The sequence below is a fragment of the Caulobacter sp. genome (assembly GCF_965279145.1).
Classification (GTDB): Bacteria; Pseudomonadota; Alphaproteobacteria; order Caulobacterales; family Caulobacteraceae; genus Caulobacter.
Window position 1 is genome coordinate 4052272 of sequence record NZ_OZ257139.1, and the last position, 21280, is coordinate 4073551.

Sequence of the window (21280 nt, forward strand, 5' to 3'; positions counted from 1 at the left end):
GGAGCCCTACTAAATATTACCCAACCGCGAAGTGTCGAAACAGGCACCGCGAGCTTTGAGGAAACGGCCACCATGCGGAACATCCATTTTCTGAGTGCATCTCTTCTCGCGCTGATCGCCTGCGGCCCTGCCCTGGCGCAGGACAAGGCGGCGCAACCCGCTCCCGCCGCATCGACGGCGCTCGACGAGATCATCGTCACAGCCACAAAACGCGAGCAGACACTGCAGGACGTTCCGATCTCGGTGTCGGTGACCGGCGCGCTGGCCGTCGAACGGGCCCAGATCCGCGACCTGATCGATCTGCAGTCACTGGTGCCCTCGCTGAAGGTTTCCCAGTTCAACTCGGTCGGCCAGACGAACTTCGTCATCCGCGGCTTCGGCAACGGCAACGGCAACGACGGCATCGAAAGCTCGGTCGGCGTCTTCATCGATGGCGTCTACCGCTCGCGGTCATCGGCGGCCCTGGACGATCTGCCCGAAGTCGAACGCATCGAAGTCCTGCGCGGCCCGCAGTCGACCCTATTCGGCAAGAACGTGTCGGCCGGCGCGATCAGCATCGTGACCAAGAAGCCGGAGTTCGAGTTCGGCGGTAAAGCCGAGGTCAGCCTCGGCAATTTCGGCCTCAAGCAGGTCAAGGGCACGATCACCGGACCGATCAGCGATACGCTGGCCCTCCGCGTCTCGGGCAGCGTGAACAAGCGCGACGGCTACGCCACCAACGTCATTACGGGCAACGACGTCAATAATCGCGATCGCTGGTCGATGCGCGCAGACGCCCTCTGGCTTCCGAACGACAAGGCCTCGATCCGCGTGATCGCGGATTACAACAAGATCACCGAGATCTGCTGCGCGGTCGTGTCGCTCCTAAATGGTCCTGCGACCCAGTTCATCGCCGCGCCCTCTCCGTTCGGCCTGGGCAAGCGCGTCGGCAATCCCGCCAACAAGTTCGACCGCAACGTCTATTTCAACGCCGATCCCAGCAATGCCCTGGTCGGCAAGGGCGTGTCGGGACAGCTCGACTATGATCTCGGCTTCGGCGCCCTGACCGCGATCACCGCCTATCGCAAGCAGACCAGCGAATCCCTGCAGGACGTCGACTTCACCGGCGCCGACCTGGCCAACAACGCCCTGGGCAACAACATCAAGACCTTCACCCAGGAACTGCGCCTGGCCTCGAAGAGCGACGGCCCGCTGAACTGGCTGATCGGCGGCTTCTATCAGAACGAAAAGCTGGCGACGGGCCGGACCATCAGTTTCGGCACCGATATCCGCGCCTATGCCGATGGCCTGAGCGGTCAGGTTCCGGCGGCCCTGCTGGGCGCCCTGCCCGCAACCCTGCGCCCCGCTCTGACGGGTCGCTCCAACATCTACGCCCTGGAATTCCTGCAAAGCCTCGTCACGCCGTCAATCGTTCCGGGTTCGACCTATTTCAAGACCGGACCGGCCATCGACGACTACTATACGATGAAGCAGACGTCCTATTCGCTGTTTGGTCAGGCCGACTACAAGGTCACCGATCGCCTGACGTTCACCGGCGGTCTGGCCTATCTGAGCGACAAGAAGGACGCAGCATCGAACGTGGTGCTGTACGACGCGTTCTCGAAACTGAACCTGCAGGCTGTGCCGCAGTTGGCTGCCCTGGGTCTGCCCGGCAACATCTATGGCGCGTTGGGTGGCCTGCAATTCTACTACGGCAACACCACCAACCACGGTCCGGTCAACTTCCCGAACGCGACCGAGTCCGGCAAACTGAAGGGCAACAAGGTCACCTACGCGGTTCGTGGCGCCTATGACTTCGGCCCCGTGAACGCCTATGTCAGCTATTCGACGGGTTGGAAGGCCGGCGCCTTTAACCTGTCGTCGGACAGCCGTCCGCCGAACGCCAACGGCGTGGGCCGCACGGCTGCTCCCGAGCTCGTGGACGTTCTGGAAGCTGGCCTGAAGACCAAGTTCCCGGGCGGCTACATGAACCTCGCGGTCTTCGATCAGGCCATCAAGGGCTTCCAGTCCAACGCCTTTACCGGCCTGGGCTACAGCCTGGTCAACGCCGGTAAGGAGTCGGTGCGCGGTTTCGAAGTCGACAGCGCCTATCGCCCGACCTCGTGGCTGGCCCTTACCGGCGCCGTCACCTATCTCGACCCCAAGTACGACTCCTTCGCCGGTGCGGCCTGCGTGAACTACGACACGGTCCGTTGCCCGGTGAACCCGCTGACCGGTACGCGGCCCAACTTCCGCAACCTGACGGGCGACAAGCCGGCCGGCATCCCGACCTGGAGCGTTTCGACCTCCGCGACCTTCACGCACGACTTTGGCAACGGGTACAACGGTTATCTGCGGGCCGAATATGACTATACCAGCGACACTCAGCTGACCGAGACGACCCCGCCGAACCTGTCGACCTGGGGCTCCAACAACGTCAACGCCAGCCTCGGCGTCACCAGCGCCGAACACCAGCTGGAAGCGATGCTGTGGGTTCGTAACATCACGAAGGACGATAGCCTGATATCGACCTTCCCGACCGTGGCCCAGGATGGCAGCTATAGCGGCTATCCGAGCGCGCCACGCACCTACGGCGTGACCCTGCGCAAGACGTTCTGATCCAAAGCGCCGCGACCTGCCCCATCCGGCGGTCGCGGCGTCCTTGCCTCCAGGCGACGGAGCCGGGACAGCTCGGGCCGTCGACAAATCTTGTTCCATGGCCGATATCCGTCGCGCGCTGGCGAATGCGGCGAAGGGTCCGGACGGTGCGCCGGCGATCTCCTCGGCGCGGCGCGTCTTGAGCTTGGGAGCACGGACACAGATGAGCGACGTAACGGTCAAGCGCCGAAGCCTGCTGGGCGCCGCCGGATTGTGGGCGGCCAGCCCGCTCTACGCCCAGGCGGCCTCGCCCAAGTCCAGGGTCGCGATCCAGACGGCTCAAGGCTTGATCATCGTCGAGCTGGAAGTCGACAGGGCGCCGATCACCTCGGCCAACTTCCTGCGCTATGTCGACGCCCACAAATATGATGGCGGCGCGATCTATCGGGCGTCTCGCAAGCGAGGCGTTCCTGGAGCCGGGTCGATCCAGGGCGGCCCCGCGCCGCGTTTCCGACACTTCGCGCCGATCGCGCACGAGAGCACGCGGACAACTGGCCTCAAGCACAAGACCGGGACCATTTCGATGGCGCGCAATGCGCCGGGCACCGCCACCTCGGACTTCTTCATCTGCGCCAGCCCCGCGCCCTTCCTGGACGCTCACCCGGGCGCGCCCGGTGACAATCAGGGCTTCGCGGCCTTCGGGACAGTCGTCCAGGGCCTGGACGTGGTGCGCAGGATCCTCGCCCTGCCGACAACGGGTACGGCGCTGACGCCCGGCATGAGAGGCGAGATGCTCAACCCGCCCGTTCAGATCGTCAGCATGAAGCGCTCGTCCTGACGGGCGCCATCCCACTCGATCATCAACGGCTCGGCCCTGCCCAACACACTATTCCCCGCGTCAAACCCCTAGCCAACCGTTCGGATCTCCGGCGGCCCTCGACCCAGCGCACTTTGGCGCCGACAGCGCACTGCCCGCGGCCGTCACGGCCACGCAACAATCACGGACTAGAAGGGCGCCGCAGCACGCCGCGCCGAGTCCGATGACCGCCTTACGCCCGATAGACCGCTGGTTCATTGACGAGGTGCTGCCACACGAGGCGCGCTTCATGAAGGTCGCTCGACGGCTTGAGCGCGATATCGACGCCGCTAACGACCTGGTCCAGGAAGCCTATGTTAGGCTCTACGCGATGGACGGCTGGGCCTCGATCACGAGTCCAAGCCACTATGTGCTGCGTATGTTGCGCAACATATCGATCGAGCGGCTGCGCCGTTCCAAGATCATCGCGTTCCAGCGCATTTCCGACATCGACGATTCCAACTTCGTCGACGACGCCCCCTGTCAGTTTCGCGTCGCCGCGGGCAAGGAACTCGTCGCGCGGATCGGGGACGCCTTGGCCGCGATGCCGGAGCGTTGCAGGACCGTTCTGGTGCGCCGTCGCTTCGACAACCAACCCCCGCGCGAGATCGCCCGAGAACTGGGCATTAGCCTGTCGACCATGGAAAAGCGCCTGGCGCGCGCCGTGGTGCTGCTGTCGCGCGCGCTAGGGCCGGAAGGGAGCGGCGCGCTCGTTTTCGACGAACCCGAGGAAGACATCGCCTACAGGGACGACGCGACCAACGGCTGAAGTCGCACAAATATTTCTCCGTCGCTTGGCGGCTCTTTCCACCTGAAGCATCTTATCTCTTGAACGCCCTCCGCGTTTGGTTTCGGGGAGACGTCCCATATCTTCGCAAGGCGCATTTCACCAAGATCCAATTGCCGACGAGGCCGCCCAATGGCTCGCGCGGCACGATCTGGGAACTGCAGATTCCGTCCAATTCGAACAGTGGCGCGCCCGCGATCCAAGGCACGCCATAGCTTTCGCGCGCGCCTCGGCCGCTTGGGAGCGAGTGCGGTCGTGCCAGGACTTCGCGGATGTGGCGGGACGGCCCGAAGGCGGGCGAAGAGCAGCCGATGAGGCCGTGGCGCCTTCCCGGCGAGGGCTTCTACGCGCGGCGGTCGCCAGCGGCGCGGTCCTGGCGGTGGGCGGCGGTCTGATCGGCTCGCGAGCCTACGCCTGGAGCGCCGCCAAGACCGATGTGGGCGAGACCAGACTTCTGCGGCTGCCGGACGGCAGCGAGCTCATTCTCAACACCGACAGCGCCGTCGCCTGGAAGTTCGACCGGGAAACCCGCGCCGTTCGGCTCAAGCGCGGCGAGGTCGCGCTGAACGTCCGTCCCGGAGCGACCAAGCTTGCGTTGATCAGCGAGGGATTGACCGCCGATCTGTCGGAGGGACGTTTCAACGCGCGGCTGAAAGCCGGAACCCTGAACGTCACGGTCCTGAGCGGCGTGGCTCAACCGGGTAGCACTTCTGATCCGTCATCCTTGCGTGATGCGGCCGCCAAGGACCAGACCCTGTTGCTGACCGATACGGCGGCGAGCGTCCGTCCCGTATCAAGCCAGCAGGTCGCCGCGACCCTGGCCTGGCAGGACGGCGAAATCCTGTTCCAGGACGAGCCTCTGACCTCGGCCGTTGAGGAGTACAACCGCTACCTGTCGGCCAAGATTGTCATCATGGATACAAGCTTGGGCGGTATCCGGGTGGGGGGGCGCTTCACCACGACCAACCCCGCGAGCTTCCTGGAAGCCTTACGGGAAATCCTGGATATCGATGTACAGACCACGAACGAAAACTATCTTCTGACTAGAAAAAATAATTCCCAAATTTGGCGGCAACTATAACGCCAACCGTCTCCCCAATGAGAGCCGATTTTCTTGATCGGAAAAACATTGGGGGTTCCATGTTAAATAGAACAACGCGGCATTACGCGCTCTATGCTTGCGCTATTTCCACCATTATTTCTCCCATCGCCTTCTCAACACCCGCGCGCGCCGAGACGCGTGAGATTTCAACGATCAATTTCGACATTCCGTCTCAACCTCTGCCCAGCGCTTTGAACGCCTACGCGAAGCAGGCCGGGATCCAGATCTTCTTTCCGAGCAAACAGATCGCCACGATCCCGTCCGCGCCGCTCAAGGGCGCTCTCACCGGCGAGGAAGCCCTGCGTCGCCTGATCGCGGGCAGCGGTCTCGAGGTCGCGCAGCGCTCCGGCGGCACGATCATGCTGCGTCTGGCTCGTCGTCCGACGCCGACGGCCTCCGCCGACGGCGCGCCGCTTTCGGCGGACACCGCCGAGACGGTAGAGGAGATCATCGTCACCGGCTCGCGTATCGCGCGAGCGGCGCGGGAAAGCTCCACGGCCGTCTCGACCCTCGGTCGTGACGCGATCGAGGCAAGCGGCGCTTCGGTGCTCGAAGATGTCCTCACGCGCGAGCCGCAGTTCGCGGGCGGCCAGACGTCGCGCTCCAACAATCCGGGCACGGGCGCGGCCCAGATCGACCTGCGAGGCCTGGGCACGGCGCGCAATCTGGTGCTGGTCAACGGTCGGCGCTACGTCTTCTTTGGCATCGACCAGGTCACCGACATCAACACGATCCCCTCCGCGCTGGTCGAGCGCGTCGAGGTCGTGACCGGCGGCTCCTCGGCCGTCTACGGCTCCGACGCAATCGCCGGGGTCACCAACTTCATTCTGCGCAAGGACTTCGAGGGCTTCGAAGCCAAGGCCCAAGTCGGCGGTGCGACTCGCGGTGATGCACGCAGCGGCAACCTCGACCTGACCTGGGGCGCGAACTTCGCCGAGGATCGCGGCAACATCGTGCTGTCGAGCAACTATTACGAGCGCGACGGCGTGCGCCAGGCTGCCCGCGCATACTCCAACTTCGCGCTGACCGATGGCGCCGACAGCGCCGGCAAGCCGATCCTGACCGCGCGCGGTTCGCTGCAATCGCCCAACGGCAGCTTTTCCAACATCCCCTACGGATCGCAGCTCAACGCGGCGAACCTGGCCGGCCTGAAGGTGGCGCTGGCGGCCGCGGGTCTCTCCAATATCGGCTCGGCGGGCTTCACCTTCGACGGCGCCGGATCGGCGGCGCGTGTCTACAGAGATCCCGCCGACCGCTACAATTTCGCGCCGCTCAACTACCTGATCATTCCGGCCAAGCGCTATGGCCTGTCAGGCTTCGGTCATTTCGACATCACCGACAAGATCACCGCCTACAGCGAGTTCGCCTACTATCGCAGCGAGGTCGACATGCAGCTTGCAGAGAGCAACCTGTCGACGATCCTGCCGATCGGGGTGAACAACCCTTACGTCTCGTCGGCGATTCAGGACGTTTTCCGCCAGCTCGACATGTCGGAGACCGGCGCCAGCAAGAACGACGGGCTCGTCAACCTGCGCATCGCCCGGCGCTTCCAGGAGTTCGGCGCCCGCCAAGCGCTGGTCACGCGTGACACCTATCGCGTGGGCGGCGGCGTTCGGGGTTCGCTTCCCGATTTCAACGACACCTTTCTGCGCGACAACAAGTTCGACGTCTCGTACTTCTATGGTCAGGCCGACAGCGTCACTCATCTGAACAATCTGGTCTCGCTGAGCAAGCTCAAGGCGGGCCTGCTGAGCAGCAACGGCGCCAAGCCGCTGGTCAATATCTTCGGCGAGGGCGGCATCTCCGCCGAGGCCGTCAAGGCGCTGTCGATCGACACCAGCAACCCCTCGACCAGCCGCCAGCACATCGCCTCGGCCAATGTCTCCAGCAATCTGCTGGCCCTGCCCGCCGGTCCGTTGGGCGTGGCCTTCGGCCTTGAATGGCGCTCGGCCTACGCTCGCTCGCTGCCCGACGCGGCCTTGGCCAGCGGCGATGGCGTGGGCTTCGACAGCTTCCTGCCGACCAAGGGCAAGGTGAACGTCTACGAGGCGTTCGGGGAAACGCGCGCGCCAATCCTGTCGAAGGAGTCGCCCGTCGGTTCGGTCACCGCCAACGGCGGCTTCCGTTTCTCGCATTATGACATCCCGGGCGCCGACAGAGTCTGGACATATCTGGGCGGCCTGGAATGGGCGCCGATCCAGGATCTGCGTCTGCGCGGACAATCACAGCACGCGGTTCGCGCGCCGAACATCGGCGAGTTGTTCGGCGGTCAGTCGGCCGACCGTCCGCGGGCCAGCGACCCGTGCGCGGCCGCATCGGCGGCCACGGACGCCAAGCTGCGCGCGCTCTGCGTCGCAACCGGCGTGCCGACCGGCATGGTGGGCGACGCCAGCTTGCAAAGCGGCGACCGGCTGGACGTGCTTTACGGCGGCAACCTCGACCTGACCGTCGAGACCTCGGACACCTATAGCCTCGGCTTCACGCTCACGCCGCGCTTCATTCCGGATCTGTCGGTGTCGGTCGACTATTTCAACATCCAGGTGAAAGACGCGATCGCTCCGCTCGCGGGCGGCGTCACCAGCATCTTCAACCTGTGCTACTCGGTGATTCAAGACGCCAACAGCGCGGTCTGCAAGGCGGTGCGCCGCAATCCGGCCGATGGCCGCATCGAGGCGCCCTACAGCGTGCTCGCGGCGAACACCAACATCGGCAAGCTCAAGACCTCTGGTGTCGACTTCAACCTGGCCTGGAAGACCCCCTTGGGCTTTGGCCTGCTGAGCGCCGACAGCGCGTTGAACCTCGACCTGCGCGGCACTTGGCTGGAATCATACTCGATCACCCCGGTTCAGGATCTGCGGGATCAGGTGAACGCGTGCGTCGGCGCCTTTGGCCTGACCTGCGGCGACCCCCGCCCACGCCTGAAGACGGTCGCACGCCTCAGCTGGAACACCGGGCCGTTGTCGCTTCGGCTGCAACATCGCTACATCGGTGAGGTCACGGACGATCGGATCGTGATCCCGCGCCGTCGCGGCGTCGCGGGGCCACCGGAGTCCAGCTTCGCGGCCCCGACGATGGGCGCGCGCAACTACATCGACATCTCGTTCAACTTCAACGTCCCGGGCGAGCGACTGTCCGTCTACGGCGGGGTCAACAACGTGTTCGATATCGACCCGCCGATCGTCGGCGCCTCGCAGCAACAGGCGAACACCTATCCGTCGACCTACGACGCGCTGGGGGCCGAGTACTTCCTTGGCGTCAAGGTGCGCTTCCAGTGAGGCGGGGCCCGATGACTATCGCGCGTCGCGCCCTCCTTCAGGCCGGCGGTCTGGTGCTGGTCACGGGCCTGTCCGCCGGACCGGTTTGGTCGCAAGGCCTGGGCGCCGATCCCTTCACCTTGGGCGTGGCTTCCGGTGATCCGGCGCCGGACGGTTTCGTGATCTGGACGCGGCTGGCGAACCGCCCGCTGGAGTTCGGCGGCGGAATGCCCATGCGCGCCATCCCGGTGCGCTGGGAAGTGTCGGCGGATGAGGGCTTCACCAGGATCGTCGCGTCGGGTGAGACACTCGCGCGCCCGGAATTGGGCCACTCGGTTCATGTCGAGATCGGGGGGCTAAAATCCGCGACGCGGTATTGGTACCGGTTCTTCGCGGCCGCGGAGACCAGTCGCGTGGGAACCGCGCGCTCAGCGCCTGAAGCAGGCGCGCAAGCCGACCGGCTTCGTATCGGCGTAGCTGGCTGCCAGCACTACGAGGCCGGTCTCTACACGGCCTATCGCCACCTGAGCGAGGAGTCGGACCTGGACGCGATATTCCACTACGGCGACTATATCTACGAGGGGGCTGCGGGTAAGGGGTGCCCCGTCGCGTGGGGCAGCGCCGACAAGGGGCGCGTGTGCTTCCGCAAGCACGTGGGCGAAGAACTCTATTCGCTCGACGACTACCGGCGGCGATACGCTCAGTACAAGACCGACCCTGACCTGCAGGCGGCTCACGCCGCGGCCGCCTTCATCGTCTCGTTTGACGACCACGAGGTCGATAACAACTGGGCCGGCGACGACGACCAAGACGCCACGCCACGCGAGGTGTTCCGCTTGCGTCGCGCCGCGGCCCTGCAGGCTTGGTACGAGAACATGCCGGTCCGAAGGGCGCAGTTCCCCGCTGGAGGCCATGTGCGCATGCATCGCAGAATCGACTATGGCGACCTTTTGCGCCTTCATGTCCTCGACACTCGGCAGTACCGCAGTGGCCAGATCTGTGGCGCAAAGGCGCCTGACGGTTGCCTGCCACTGAACGATCCCAGCCGTCCGAGCATCCTGGGCGAAGGCCAGTCAGTCTGGCTGGAGGAGGGGCTCGGCGGCGAGGCGCGCTGGAACCTGTTGGCCCAACAGGTAATGGTCATGCCTTTGGCGTATCCCGCCAAGGGCATGACCGGCGGCGCGAATACCGACAGTTGGAGCGGCTATCCCGCTAGTCGCGAACGCTTGGTCGCCGCGATACAGTCGCGGGGCCTGACCAATGTGGTGATCGCCACCGGGGACGTGCATCAACACCACGCTGGGGTGCTGCCGGCCCGGGCTGGCGCGCTGGACAGCGCGGCGGTCGCTACCGAGTTCGTTGCCTCCTCGATCAGTTCCGGCAGCGACGGCTTCATTATGGCCGAGGACTGGAAGGACGTTCCGGCGAATAATCCCCATTGCCAGCTCTTTGACGCCCGACGCGGCTATCAGATTTTCAATGTCGGACGCGATATCTGGCGCACGGAGGTCAAGGTTGTCGACAAGGTCACAGCGCCGGGCGGCGCGCTTTCGACCGTGGCGCAGCTTGTCGTTGATCGCCGCCGCCCCGGATTTTCCTTTGCGTGAAAGCTGGCAGGTTCATGCGATCGCGCGGACCTTGATTGGCGATAGTGCGATCAGCGACTGTTCGACGCCAACGCCCAAAAGCTCGCCACGGCGAAATCAATATGGCGATGATGACGAAGCCCATGAAGTTGGCGAGCAGCTTGTCATGGCGGGTGGCGACGCGGCGGAGGTGCTTGAGTTTGTTGAAGAAGCGTTCAACGCGATTGCGCTCTTTGTGGACGTCGGTGTCTTAGGCGTGCTGGACGCGACGGTTGCGCTTGGGCGGAATGACTAGCGCGGCTCCAGCTTGCGGCATGGCGTTGCGGAGTCGGTCTGCGCCTTGTCGAGCCACTTATTGGCCCACTCTCCATACGTTCTGGCGTCTTGCAGCTTGGCCATGGCACGCCGCTTGTCGATAATGGGCGAACGCCCTTCCCGGACCTCCTTGCGAGCGGCCATCGCCAGTTCCCGAGCCCTCACCAGAGTGATGACATCTGGCCCGTACCGGCCCAGAGTCAGGCTCTGGCGGCGACCGTTCATCCGGTAGCCGAGGCGGAACGAGATCGCTCCAGCCGGAGAGACGGTGACGTAAATGCCGTCACGGTCGCGACCTCGTGGATTTTATCACGGGGTTTCAGGGACTTGAGCTTGCTGTCGCTCAACACTGACGGTCTCCGGCTGGCCCTGAAAGCGGCCGAAAGCGCGCGAAAACGCCGTCAGCCCTAAAGCCAAACGAAGAGCGCGCCGGCGATAGCCCCGAAACGACGCCCCGTCATTCCCACTCGATCGTGCCGGGCGGCTTGCTCGTCACGTCATAGACGACGCGGTTGACGCCCCGGACTTCATTGATGATGCGGGTGGCGGTCTTGCCCAGCACGTCCCAGGGGAACTCGAAGAAGTCGGCGGTCATGCCGTCGGTCGAGGTCACGGCACGCAGGGCCAGGACGTTCTCGTAGGTGCGGGCGTCGCCCATCACGCCGACGGTCTTGACCGGCAGCAGCACCGCGAAGGCCTGCCAGATCTTGTCGTAGAGACCCGCCTCGCGGATGGCTTCCAGATAGATGGCGTCGGCCTGCTGCAGCACCGCGACCTTCTCGGGCGTGATGTCGCCAGGGATGCGGATGGCCAGACCCGGACCCGGGAACGGATGGCGTCCCACGAAAGCCGGAGCCAGGCCCAGTTCGACGCCCAGGGCGCGGACCTCGTCCTTGAACAGCTCGCGCAGCGGCTCGACCAGCTTCAGCTTCATGAAGTCAGGCAGACCGCCCACATTGTGGTGGCTCTTGATCACCGCCGAGGGGCCGCCGCGCGCCGAGACGCTCTCGACCACGTCCGGATAGAGCGTGCCCTGGGCCAGGAAGTCGGCGCCGTCGATCTTGGCGGCTTCGCGGTCGAAGATGTCGATGAACTTGCCGCCGATGATCTTGCGCTTGGTCTCCGGGTCGCTGACCCCGGCGAGGGCGCCCAGGAACTCGGCCCCGGCGTCCACATGGACCAGCGGAATATTGTAGTGGTCGCGGAACAGGGTGACGACCTGCTCGGCCTCGTTGTGGCGCAGCAGGCCGGTGTCGACGAACACGCAGGTCAGCTGGTCGCCGATGGCTTCGTGGATCAGCACGGCGGCCACCGAGCTGTCGACGCCGCCCGACAGGCCGCAGATCACCTTGCCGGTTCCGACCTGGGCGCGGATCTTCTCGACCATCTCCTGCCGGAACGCGGCCATGGTCCAGTCGCCGCGCAGACCGGCGAGCTTGAGGAAGTTGCGATAGACCTGTGTGCCGTTGACGGTGTGGACCACCTCGGGGTGGAACTGCACCGCATAGATCTTGCGGGCGTCGTCGGCGATGGCCGCGAAGGGCGCGCCGTTCGAGGTGGCGATCACCTCGAAGCCGTCCGGGATGGCGGTGACGCGGTCGCCGTGGCTCATCCAGACGGTTTCCAGCTCGCCGACGCCGGCCAGGCCTTCGAACAGCGGACTGGTCTTGCCGATGGTCAGCTCGGCGCGACCGAACTCGCCGGCGTGGCCGCCCTCGACCTTGCCGCCCAGCACGTCGCACAGCAGTTGCTGGCCGTAGCAGATGGCCAGCAGCGGCACGCCCAGCTCGAACAGCTTCTTGCCGATGCGGGGGCTGTCGGCTTCCAACACGCTGGCGGGGCCGCCCGACAGGATGATCGCCGAAGGGGCGTAGTCATCGACAATGGCCTCGGCCTTGTCGAACGGATGGATCTCGCAATAGACGCCCGCCTCGCGCACCCGGCGGGCGATGAGCTGGGTCACCTGGCTGCCGAAATCAACGATCAGAACGCGCTGGTGATGGACGGGGGCGGTCATGGGCGATGGGTCTCCGGCGTGTTCAGGACCTCCTCCCCCAAGGGGAGAAGGACTCTTATGTTCGTTCCAGCACGGCGGCGAAGAAGCCGTCCGTACCGGCGGTGTGGGGCGTCAGGCGCAGGTAGCCCTGGGCGCTGACATGTCCGGCGACCGCCTCGAAGGCGATCGGCTTGACGGCGAAGTCGGGCCGGCGCGCCAGGAAGGCGGCGACGCGGTCCTCGTTCTCCTCGACCAGCAGCGAGCAGGTCACATAGACGAGGCGCCCGCCCGGTTTGACGAAGTCGGCGGCGTCGATCAGCACGCTGTCCTGCTCGATCTGGCGCTTGGCCAGCTGGTCGGGTGACAAACGCCATTTCGCATCAGGGTGACGGCGCCAGGTGCCTGAACCGGTGCAGGGCGCATCGACGAAGACGACGTCCAGCTTGCCTTCCAGGCCCTTCAGGGGTTCGGCCTCGATCGGCGAGCGGATCTGCAGGTTGCGGACCCCTGCCCTCTGGCCGCGACGGATCGTGTCGGCCAGGCGGCGGGCGTCGCTGTCGTGGGCGAAGATCTGGCCGGTGTTGTTCATGGCCGCGGCCAGGGCCAGGGTCTTGCCCCCGCCCCCGGCGCAGAAGTCCAGCACCTGCTTGCCCTTGATCTCGCCGGCCATCGTGGCGGCGATCTGGGAGCCCAGGTCCTGCACCTCGAACCAGCCCTTGGAGAAGGCCGGGACGGCCTCGACCGAAGGCGTGCGATCGGCCGCTTGCGGCGCGGGAATGCGGAAAGCGTTTTCCAGCACGCCGGCCGGCTCGCCGCCGATGAGGGCGACGGCTTTGGCGCCTCGCTCGGCGTCGGTCTTGATGGTGTTGATGCGCAGGTCGACGGGGGCCCGTTGCGACAGGGCCGCCATCTCGTCGCGCACGCCATCGCCCAGAGCCCGGGCCAGGAAGGGCTCAAGCCAGTCGGGATAGTCACCCGCGACCGCCGCCCGCGCGTCCGTCAGCGAGGCGGGCGTCGCCAGCGCCTTGATCTCGGCCTCGGCCAGAGCGCCGGGACCGTGCTCCTCGCCCGCCATCTCGGCGACGCGTTCGGCTGACCAGCCCCAGACATGGGCCAGCACGCCCAGCACCACGCCGCGCGCGCTGCTGTCGCCCATCATGAAGCCCAGCGAGCGCTTGCGACGCAGGGCGTCCAGCACCAGGCCCGAGACGAACGCCCGGTCCTTGGAGCCGGCATAGCGCGCGCTCTCGCCCCAGCGCTTAAGCGCCATCTTCACCGGAAAATGCCGCGCCTCGATCTCGGCCAGAACCTCGATCGCTGCTGAAACCCGTCCTCCGTCCCGCATGGTCTCAGACCACCATGGCCGCGAGGACCATCCCGAGACCGATCAAGGACAAAAGCCAGACCAAGCTGCGAACATAGGGAATGCCGAACGCATAGAGCGGCATATAGACCACTCGGGCCGCCACATAGAGCAGCGCGCCATGGGCGGTCAGATAGCCGATCCGGCCCGACAGATAGGTGACGAGCACGGCGGCGGCGAACAGCGGGAAGGTCTCGCGGAAATTGGCGAAGGCGCGTTCGAGGCGCCCCGCCATTCCGGTCAGGACCACCGGTTCGTCGCGCGGGCCGACGTTCCACTTCAGACCCCGCTGCGGTTGCGCGGCGGCGGCGGCCCACAGCAGGTGGACCAGTCCGACCAGGACCGCGATGGCGAGGAGTTGAAGTTCGACGGCGACCCGCATGATCTAGACCGCGCTCGGATAGTTGGGCGCTTCCCGCGTGATCATCACGTCGTGGACGTGACTTTCCCGCAGGCCCGCGCCGGTGATGCGCACGAAGCGGGCGCGGTCCTGGAATTCGGCGATCGTGGGAGCGCCGACATAGCCCATGGCGGCGCGAAGACCGCCGACCAGCTGGTGCAGGACCGGGGCGATGGCGCCCTTGAACGGCGTCTGGCCCTCGATGCCTTCCGGCACGAGCTTGAAGCTGTCGGTCACTTCCTTCTGGAAATACCGGTCGGCCGAGCCGCGGGCCATGGCGCCCACCGAGCCCATGCCGCGATAGCTCTTGTACGAGCGGCCCTGGTACAGGAACACCTCGCCCGGAGCCTCCTCGGTGCCGGCGAACATCGAGCCCATCATGGCCGTGCTGGCGCCGGCGGCGATGGCCTTGGCCAGATCGCCGGAATACTTGATGCCGCCGTCGGCGATGACCGGGGTGCCGCTTTCACGGGCGGCGCGGACGGCCTCCATGATCGCGGTCAGCTGCGGCACGCCCACGCCCGCGACGATGCGGGTGGTGCAGATCGAGCCCGGACCGATGCCGACCTTCACCGCGTCGGCGCCGGCGTCGATCAGGGCGCGGGCGGCGTCATAGGTGGCGATGTTGCCGGCGACGATCTGGACGCGGTTGGCTTCGCGCTTCAGACGGCTGACGGCCTGGGCGACCTGGCTGGAGTGGCCATGGGCGGTGTCGATCACGACGACGTCGACGCCGGCGTCCACCAGCCCCATGGAGCGCTCAAAGCCGGCGTCGCCGACGGTCGAGGCCGCGCCGACCAGCAGCCGGCCCTTGTCGTCCTTGGCGGCCAGGGGGTGAGCCTGGGCCTTCTCGATGTCCTTGACGGTGATCAGGCCGACGGCGCGATAGGCCTCGTCGACAACGATCAGGCGCTCGATCTTGTGCTTGCGCAGTAGTTCGCGGGCCTCGCGGTGATCGATCCCCTCGCCCACCGTGATCAGGTTGTCGCGGGTCATCAGCGCCGAGGCCGGCACCTTGTCGTCGCCCTCGAACCGCATGTCGCGGTTGGTCAGGATGCCCACCAGCTTGCCGGTCTTGGGCTCGACCACCGGGAAGCCCGAGATCTTGCGGCGGGCCTTGATCTCGCGGATCTCGGCCAGGGTGGTGTCGGGATTGATGGTCAGCGGATTGATGACCATGCCGCTCTCGTAGCGCTTCACTTCGCGCACGTGGTCGGCCTGTTCGTCCACCGTCAGATTACGGTGCAGGATGCCCATGCCGCCGGCCTGGGCCATGGCGATGGCGAGGCGGCTTTCGGTGACCGTGTCCATGGCGGCGGACACGAGCGGTATGTTCAGACTGATTTCACGCGTGAACTTGGTCTCGGTCGTCACCTGGGTCGGCATGACGTCTGACGGACCGGGTTCGAGCAAAACGTCGTCGAAGGTGAGCCCTTCGCGAATCTCCATTGGAGTCTCCATTTTGCGGCGCGGGTATAGCGGCGAGGTCCAGGTTTGTCGAGGCGCGTCCGCGCAAATCGACGGCCTAGTCGGCGATCGCGCCAAGACCCGAACGACCAAGCCGGGAAACCACCAGCAAGCCGTCGCCCGCGCGAATGACCTCCTGAGCGTTCGGCCGCTGCAGCACCGAGCCGTCGGCCCGGTCTATGCGAACCACCAGAAGGCTGCCGCCCCGTCGTTCGAACTCACCGACCGTAATCGCCCGCGCGCCGAATGAGACTGGCGCGACAACCACGCCCAGATCCAGGCCAAGGCTGGACAGCGACTCGCCGAGACCGGCCTGGTCCGGCGTGGCGCCGCGCAGATACTCCGCCAGCTTGGGGAACAGGATCAGCTCGGCGATGCGCTCGGCGCCGATATGGGTGGGCAGGATCACCTTGTCGGCGCCCGCCTGCAGCAGCTTGCGTTCCGTGGAGGGGCGCTCGCCGCGGGCGATGATCTCGAGCTTGGCGTTCAGGCTTCGCGCCGACAGCGTTATGAACACATTGGCCGCGTCGTCGGGCAGCACCGTAGCCAGGATCCTGGCCCGCTCGACGTGAACGGCGCGCAACACGTCCTCGTCGGTGGCGTCGGCATGGCGGCAAAGATAGCCCAGCTCGCGCGCCTCCTGGCAACGCGGCTCCTCGCGCTCGATGACGACGAAGGTCTCGCCCGCCGCCGACAGCTCCGCCGCCAGCATCAGGCCGATCCGGCCAAAGCCACAAATGACGATGTGGCCGTCGAGGCGTTCGATGTCCCGTTCCACGCGTTTTCCAAAAAACTGTTCGAGTTGAGACTGGGTCAGCGCCTGGACCAGGGCGCCGGTCACCACGATCACCCCCGTACACCCGAACAGCATCGTGGCCATGGTTACCGCATGCAAGTAGTCGGTGTTGATCGGGCGAACTTCACCATAGCCCACGGTGAAGATGGTCAGGGTCACCATGTAGAGCGCGTCGGAGAAAGACCATCCCGCCCCGACATAGGCGGTCACCGCCATGACGGCGACCAGCAGAACGAAGACAACGGCGATCGAAAGATTGCGAAACGGGCGCGCCGTCAGTCCATCAAGAACGTGCGCTGCCCGGGTCACCGCCCCCGAAACCCCGTCGCCACCAGGAACACCTCCGAGCTGTCGGCCCGGCTGGCCTTGGGCTTGTAGTGCACCACCTTGTCGAAATGCTTCTTGAGGCGGGCGATGACGTCCGCCGTCTCGCCGCCCTGGAAGGCCTTGGCGACGAAGGCTCCGCCGGGCTTGAGCACCTCGATGGCGAACTCGGCGCCCATCTCGATCAGGCCGACAATGCGAAGGTGATCGGTCTCGCGGTGGCCCACGGTATTGGGCGCCATGTCCGACAGCACCAGGTCCGGCGCGCCGCCCAGCAGCTCGATCAGCTTGGGCGGGCAGGCGTCGTCGGTGAAGTCCATCTCCAGGATGTGGGCCGGCTCGACGGGATCGACCGGCAGCAGGTCCACGCCGACCAGCTGGGTCACACCCCGCTCCACGGCGATCTGCAGCCAGCCGCCGGGCGCGCAGCCCAGATCGATGACGCGGACGCCCTTCTTGAAGAAGCCGAACTTCTCGTCGATCTCGCTGATCTTGAACGCCGCGCGGCTGCGATAGCCCATGGCGCGAGCCTTGGCCGAGAACGGATCGTTGATCTGACGCTCCAGCCAGGCCTGCTGAGAGGTGGTGCGGCCATAGGTCTTCTTCAGGCGCGCGGGCTTGGCGCGGCCGGCTTCGGTTCCCCCGGCGGGCGGCTTGACCATGCGCTTGCGCGGCGGTTCTTCATCGGTCATTCGGACACCGGCTTTGACTTGGACGCGCCGCCCCGGCGGCGCCGACGCGGGCGACGCTGCTGTTCGGACATCAGGGACATCAGGAGCCCCTCTCTAAGCCCTCGATCGGCCACACGCACGCGAGAACAGGGCCAAAGCTCCTGAACGGCCTGAAGAATCGCCGCTCCGGCCAGAACCAGATCGGCGCGGTCGGCGCCGATGCAGGGCTCCTGGGCCCGCTCGGCGGCGGTCAGGCCCAGCAGGCGATCAGCGGCGATCTCGCAGTCCTTGCGGTCCATCCACAGGCCATCGACGACGTTGCGGTCATAGCGCGGCAGACCCAGATGCAGGCCCGCCAGGCTGGTGATCGCCCCCGAGGTGCCGACCAGATGCGCCCGGTCCTGCTGGAACATCTCGCGCATGGGTTCGGCGTGCGGAAAGGCCTCGATCCGGGCCTTGACGTCATCGACCATGGCCCTGAACCAGCCCTCTTCGACCCGGTCGCCTTCCGGGAAGCGTTCGGCCAGGGTCACGACGCCGACCGGAATCGACAGCCAGGCCTTGATCGGCAGCTTCCACGCGGCGAACTGGCGCGGCTTGGCGTCCAGCCCGCCCCCCTTCAGGTCGACCCAGGACAGCTCGGTCGAGCCCCCGCCGACATCCACCACCAGGGCGCCGTCCGATTCGCGATCGAACAGGCTCATGCACCCGGCGACCGAGAGCTGGGCCTCCTCGCGCGGACTGATGATCTGCAGCTTCAGACCCGTCTCGTCGGCGACCCTCTGGACAAACTCTGCCCCGTTGTCTGCGCCCCGGCAGGCCTGGGTGGCCACGGCCTTGATCTTGACCGCCCGCCGGCGGCGGATCTTCTCGGCGCAAACCTTCAGCGCCGCCATCGAGCGATCCATGGCCGCCTCGGAGAGCCTCCCCGTCTGGGACAGGCCTTCGCCGAGACGCACGATGCGGGAATAGGCCTCGACGACGCGGAAACCGCGCGGAGACGGGGTCGCCACCAGCAGGCGGCAATTGTTGGTGCCAAGATCGAGCGCCGCATAACACGACGACTCGCCCGGCGGCCGCCGGCGCCGCCCGCTCTCCTCTCGAGGAGAAGTCGGCGCGCCGGGCGCACGCGGCGCCTCCGACATGGTCTTTCCACCTTGTCTCGCAGACGCCGCAAATCACGGCGCCTCACTTCGAGGCCGAACATAGCAACGCCCCGGCGGGGGGCGGAAGCCTTGTTATCCGTTCGCGGAACGCTCCGTTCAGGATTCAGTCAGGCGAGCCTGCTATTCTCCACATCATGAATTCGAGATTCGCCAAATTCGCGATCGGCCAGGTGGTCAAGCACCGGATCTTTCCGTTCCGGGGCGTGGTGTTCGACGTGGACCCCGTGTTCGCCAACACCGACGAATGGTGGGAGTCGATCCCCGAGGACATCCGGCCGGTCAAGGACCAGCCCTTCTACCATTTGCTGGCTGAAAACGACGAGAACACCTACGTCGCCTATGTGTCGGAGCAGAACCTGCTGGCCGACGAGACCGGCGAGCCGGTGCAGCATCCGCAGACGGCGGTGATCTTCGAGTCCTTCGATCACGGCGCCTACAAGCTTCGCCCCCGGATCTCGCACTAGGCGCAAGGTCTGACCAGCGAACACTCTATTCAGCGCAAATTCCGAACGATATTTGCCATGAACGGGGCGTAGCGTCGTTCCATGAGCGCAGACGGCTTCATCACCTCTCCACCGCCCGGAGCCCGGGCGGACTGGACCATCGATCAGGGCTGGGGCGCCTATTCCAGCGCCGAGCACGAGGTCTGGATCACGCTGTATGAGCGCCAGACGGCCATGTTGCCCGGCCGCGCCTGCGACGCGTTTCTCAGCGGCCTGGACGCCCTGGACCTGCACCGGTCGGGCATTCCCGACTTCGCGCGCATCAATGAAGAGCTCCAGCGCCTGACCGGCTGGAGCGTGGTCGCCGTCCCGGGCCTGGTCCCCGACGACGTGTTCTTCGACCATCTGGCCCATCGCCGCTTTCCCGCCGGCCAGTTCATCCGCAAGCCCGACGAACTGGACTATCTGCAGGAACCCGACATTTTCCACGACGTTTTCGGCCACGTGCCGATGCTGACCGATCCGGTCTTCGCCGACTACATGCAGGCCTATGGCCGGGGCGGCCAGCGCGCTCTGGAGCTGGGCCGCCTGGCCAATTTGGCGCGTCTCTACTGGTACACGGTTGAATTTGGCCTGATGCGCACCGACGCCGGCCTACGCATCTATGGCGCGGGCATCGTCTCGTCGCGCGCCGAGTCCGTCTTCGCCCTCGACGATCCCTCCCCCAACCGCATCGGCTTCGATCTGGAGCGGGTGATGCACACCCCCTATCGGATCGATGACTTCCAGCAGGCCTATTTCGTGATCGACTCGATCCAGACCCTGCAGGAGGTCACCCTCCAGGACTTCGCGCCGATCTATGACCGCCTGGCCATGGCCAGCGACATCGGTATCGCCGAGATCCTGCCCGGCGACACCGTGTTCACGCGCGGGACCCAGGCTTACGCCAAGACCGGCGGGCGGCTGGCTTCCGCGCGCGGCTGAGGCTTCAGGCCGAACAGCCAGCACACCACCGGCAGCCGCCGGGCGATCTCATAGGTGGCGAAGCAGCCGGCGAAGGTGGCGATGATCAGGATCGTCGCTTCCAGTCCCTGAGGCAGGCCCAGCTTGGCCAGGTGATGGGCCATGACCACGATCAGGGTCTGGTGGACCAGATAGAATGGGAAGACGCCCAGGGTCAGGTAGCGCAACGCCGGTCCGCCCTTGTTCAGGTGCTTGGCGCCGAAGCCCAGGATGGCGACGATCGCGCACCAGGTGTCAGTGGCGAATACAAACCGCATGACCATCCGCAGCGTCTCGGGCGGGTTGGCGTCGTCGGCGCGATAGATCCAGACATAGCTGGCCCAGACGGCCCAGGCCGCCACGGCCAGGGCCAGAGCAGGCCAGCGGGCGGCGATCAGGCGCTGACGCAGGATCTCCGACTTGGCCAGACCAAAGCCCAGCAGGAAGGCGCTGAACGAGACGGCGTGCACATAGTGGTCGCCGACCAGGGCGTGGGTCTCGCCGAACCGGGCGTAGAGCAAGGCGCGCATGACGCCCAGGAACAGGACAGGCCAGACGACCAGACCGACGCCCTTCAGCACAAGCTCGGCGCCCGCCTGGATGTGCTCGCCCGCCTTGCGCCAGACCAGCAGCAGGACCGCCAGGACCAGCGTGTAGAACAGCAGATAGGCGACGAACCACATGTGGTTCCAGGTCGGGGTGATCAGGCATCCGTCGGCGTCGCACCAGTGACCCGAGGCCGTGACATACTTCACCCAGAACACCGGATAGGCGTCGACGATGATGCTGGGCGTCGCCGCCGCGGCCTCGACGATCTCATAGTAGGATTGCGGCGGCACGATCACGAACATCGCGAACAAGAGCGGCGGCAGCAGCCGCGCGATCCGCGCGCCGGTGAACTTTCCCACCGTCATCTTGTCGGCCATGAACCGCGTCGCCGCGCCGGAGACCAGGAACAGCAAGGTCAGGCGCCAAGGATTGGTCAGCAGCATGAAGGGCATCACCCCGTCGACGGGATGCGGCGTCTTCACGTGCCAGTCCCACGGTACGTAGAACATGCCGACGTGGTAGAGGATCAGCAGGAAGAACGCGCCGACCCGGATCCAGTCGAGATCGTATCTGCGGTCGGGAGACGTGGTCGTGGTCATGAAGGAACGCCCGGCTTGAAAAGAGAT

Annotated in this window: 17 protein-coding genes and 2 pseudogenes; 9 read left to right on the top strand and 10 right to left on the bottom strand. The window is 65.8% G+C overall.

What is annotated here, in order from left to right:
• Positions 1-72 precede the first annotated feature (72 nt).
• From ACQY9P_RS18940 to ACQY9P_RS18970, 7 genes and pseudogenes are all read left to right on the top strand, one after another.
• Complete coding sequence (locus ACQY9P_RS18940) at positions 73-2598, top strand: TonB-dependent receptor (RefSeq protein ID WP_421737682.1); 2526 nt, start codon at positions 73-75, stop codon at positions 2596-2598.
• A 202-nt stretch (positions 2599-2800) separates the two neighbouring features.
• Positions 2801-3415, top strand: coding sequence for a peptidylprolyl isomerase (locus ACQY9P_RS18945; protein ID WP_421737681.1), 615 nt, complete (start codon positions 2801-2803; stop codon positions 3413-3415).
• 202 nt (positions 3416-3617) lie between these two features.
• Positions 3618-4202, top strand: a complete 585-nt coding sequence (locus ACQY9P_RS18950; RefSeq protein WP_421737680.1) for an RNA polymerase sigma factor — start codon at positions 3618-3620, stop codon at positions 4200-4202.
• Positions 4203-4278: 76 nt separating this feature from the next.
• A pseudogene (locus ACQY9P_RS18955) lies at positions 4279-4443 on the top strand (FecR/PupR family sigma factor regulator); the annotation flags it as partial.
• Positions 4444-4494: 51 nt separating this feature from the next.
• Positions 4495-5301: a FecR family protein gene (locus ACQY9P_RS18960; protein ID WP_421738295.1), complete on the top strand. Its 807-nt coding sequence runs from the start codon at positions 4495-4497 to the stop codon at positions 5299-5301.
• Between the two features lie 212 nt (positions 5302-5513).
• The gene (locus ACQY9P_RS18965; protein WP_421737679.1) at positions 5514-8597 is read left to right on the top strand and encodes a TonB-dependent receptor domain-containing protein; all 3084 of its coding nucleotides are present in this window, start codon (positions 5514-5516) and stop codon (positions 8595-8597) included.
• Positions 8598-8608: 11 nt separating this feature from the next.
• On the top strand, positions 8609-10183 hold the full coding sequence (locus tag ACQY9P_RS18970) for an alkaline phosphatase D family protein (protein WP_421737678.1): 1575 nt from the start codon (positions 8609-8611) through the stop codon (positions 10181-10183).
• 97 nt (positions 10184-10280) lie between these two features.
• Here the strand turns inward: ACQY9P_RS18970 and ACQY9P_RS18975 are convergent.
• The 9 genes and pseudogenes from ACQY9P_RS18975 to ACQY9P_RS19015 all read right to left on the bottom strand — a co-directional run.
• A pseudogene (locus ACQY9P_RS18975) lies at positions 10281-10460 on the bottom strand (IS5/IS1182 family transposase); the annotation flags it as partial.
• Complete coding sequence (locus ACQY9P_RS18980; protein WP_428151679.1) at positions 10454-10756, bottom strand: Arm DNA-binding domain-containing protein; 303 nt, start codon at positions 10754-10756, stop codon at positions 10454-10456. The pseudogene ACQY9P_RS18975 and the gene ACQY9P_RS18980, both read right to left, overlap by 7 nt.
• A gap of 178 nt (positions 10757-10934) precedes the next feature.
• Positions 10935-12494, bottom strand: coding sequence for a glutamine-hydrolyzing GMP synthase (gene guaA, locus ACQY9P_RS18985; protein WP_421737677.1), 1560 nt, complete (start codon positions 12492-12494; stop codon positions 10935-10937).
• Positions 12495-12549: 55 nt separating this feature from the next.
• Positions 12550-13818, bottom strand: a complete 1269-nt coding sequence (locus ACQY9P_RS18990; RefSeq protein WP_421737676.1) for an RsmB/NOP family class I SAM-dependent RNA methyltransferase — start codon at positions 13816-13818, stop codon at positions 12550-12552.
• Between the two features lie 4 nt (positions 13819-13822).
• Positions 13823-14218, bottom strand: a complete 396-nt coding sequence (locus tag ACQY9P_RS18995; protein WP_421737675.1) for an MAPEG family protein — start codon at positions 14216-14218, stop codon at positions 13823-13825.
• A gap of 3 nt (positions 14219-14221) precedes the next feature.
• On the bottom strand, positions 14222-15685 hold the full coding sequence (gene guaB / locus ACQY9P_RS19000; RefSeq protein ID WP_421737674.1) for an IMP dehydrogenase: 1464 nt from the start codon (positions 15683-15685) through the stop codon (positions 14222-14224).
• 76 nt (positions 15686-15761) lie between these two features.
• Positions 15762-16808 carry a potassium channel family protein gene (locus tag ACQY9P_RS19005; protein WP_421737673.1) on the bottom strand — a complete coding sequence of 349 codons (1047 nt, stop codon included), beginning with the start codon at positions 16806-16808 and terminating at the stop codon, positions 15762-15764.
• Entirely contained in the window at positions 16805-17515 is a 711-nt protein-coding gene (locus tag ACQY9P_RS19010) for an RlmE family RNA methyltransferase (RefSeq protein WP_421737672.1), read from the bottom strand. Before ACQY9P_RS19010 ends, ACQY9P_RS19005 begins: the two co-directional genes overlap by 4 nt.
• Entirely contained in the window at positions 17512-18639 is a 1128-nt protein-coding gene (locus ACQY9P_RS19015) for a Ppx/GppA phosphatase family protein (protein WP_421737671.1), read from the bottom strand. Before ACQY9P_RS19015 ends, ACQY9P_RS19010 begins: the two co-directional genes overlap by 4 nt.
• Before the next feature lie 155 nt (positions 18640-18794).
• Between ACQY9P_RS19015 and hspQ the strand changes: the two genes are divergently transcribed.
• The gene (gene hspQ, locus ACQY9P_RS19020) at positions 18795-19124 is read left to right on the top strand and encodes a heat shock protein HspQ (RefSeq protein WP_421737670.1); all 330 of its coding nucleotides are present in this window, start codon (positions 18795-18797) and stop codon (positions 19122-19124) included.
• 81 nt (positions 19125-19205) lie between these two features.
• On the top strand, positions 19206-20087 hold the full coding sequence (gene phhA / locus ACQY9P_RS19025; protein WP_421737669.1) for a phenylalanine 4-monooxygenase: 882 nt from the start codon (positions 19206-19208) through the stop codon (positions 20085-20087).
• Here the strand turns inward: phhA and ACQY9P_RS19030 are convergent.
• Entirely contained in the window at positions 20045-21253 is a 1209-nt protein-coding gene (locus tag ACQY9P_RS19030) for an acyltransferase family protein (RefSeq protein WP_421737668.1), read from the bottom strand. The genes phhA and ACQY9P_RS19030 overlap by 43 nt on opposite strands.
• Between the last annotated feature and the right edge of the window lie 27 nt (positions 21254-21280).

Excerpts from the sequence above, each read along its gene's own strand:
- ACQY9P_RS18940 (WP_421737682.1), top strand. The coding sequence starts at position 73 with ATGCGGAACATCCATTTTCTGAGTGCATCTCTTCTCGCGCTGATCGCC.
- ACQY9P_RS18945 (WP_421737681.1), top strand. The coding sequence starts at position 2,801 with ATGAGCGACGTAACGGTCAAGCGCCGAAGCCTGCTGGGCGCCGCCGGA.
- ACQY9P_RS18950 (WP_421737680.1), top strand. The coding sequence starts at position 3,618 with ATGACCGCCTTACGCCCGATAGACCGCTGGTTCATTGACGAGGTGCTG.
- ACQY9P_RS18970 (WP_421737678.1), top strand. The coding sequence starts at position 8,609 with ATGACTATCGCGCGTCGCGCCCTCCTTCAGGCCGGCGGTCTGGTGCTG.
- guaA (WP_421737677.1), bottom strand. The coding sequence starts at position 12,494 with ATGACCGCCCCCGTCCATCACCAGCGCGTTCTGATCGTTGATTTCGGC.
- ACQY9P_RS18990 (WP_421737676.1), bottom strand. The coding sequence starts at position 13,818 with ATGCGGGACGGAGGACGGGTTTCAGCAGCGATCGAGGTTCTGGCCGAG.
- ACQY9P_RS18995 (WP_421737675.1), bottom strand. The coding sequence starts at position 14,218 with ATGCGGGTCGCCGTCGAACTTCAACTCCTCGCCATCGCGGTCCTGGTC.
- guaB (WP_421737674.1), bottom strand. The coding sequence starts at position 15,685 with ATGGAGATTCGCGAAGGGCTCACCTTCGACGACGTTTTGCTCGAACCC.
- ACQY9P_RS19010 (WP_421737672.1), bottom strand. The coding sequence starts at position 17,515 with ATGACCGATGAAGAACCGCCGCGCAAGCGCATGGTCAAGCCGCCCGCC.
- ACQY9P_RS19015 (WP_421737671.1), bottom strand. The coding sequence starts at position 18,639 with ATGTCGGAGGCGCCGCGTGCGCCCGGCGCGCCGACTTCTCCTCGAGAG.
- hspQ (WP_421737670.1), top strand. The coding sequence starts at position 18,795 with ATGAATTCGAGATTCGCCAAATTCGCGATCGGCCAGGTGGTCAAGCAC.
- phhA (WP_421737669.1), top strand. The coding sequence starts at position 19,206 with ATGAGCGCAGACGGCTTCATCACCTCTCCACCGCCCGGAGCCCGGGCG.
- ACQY9P_RS19030 (WP_421737668.1), bottom strand. The coding sequence starts at position 21,253 with ATGACCACGACCACGTCTCCCGACCGCAGATACGATCTCGACTGGATC.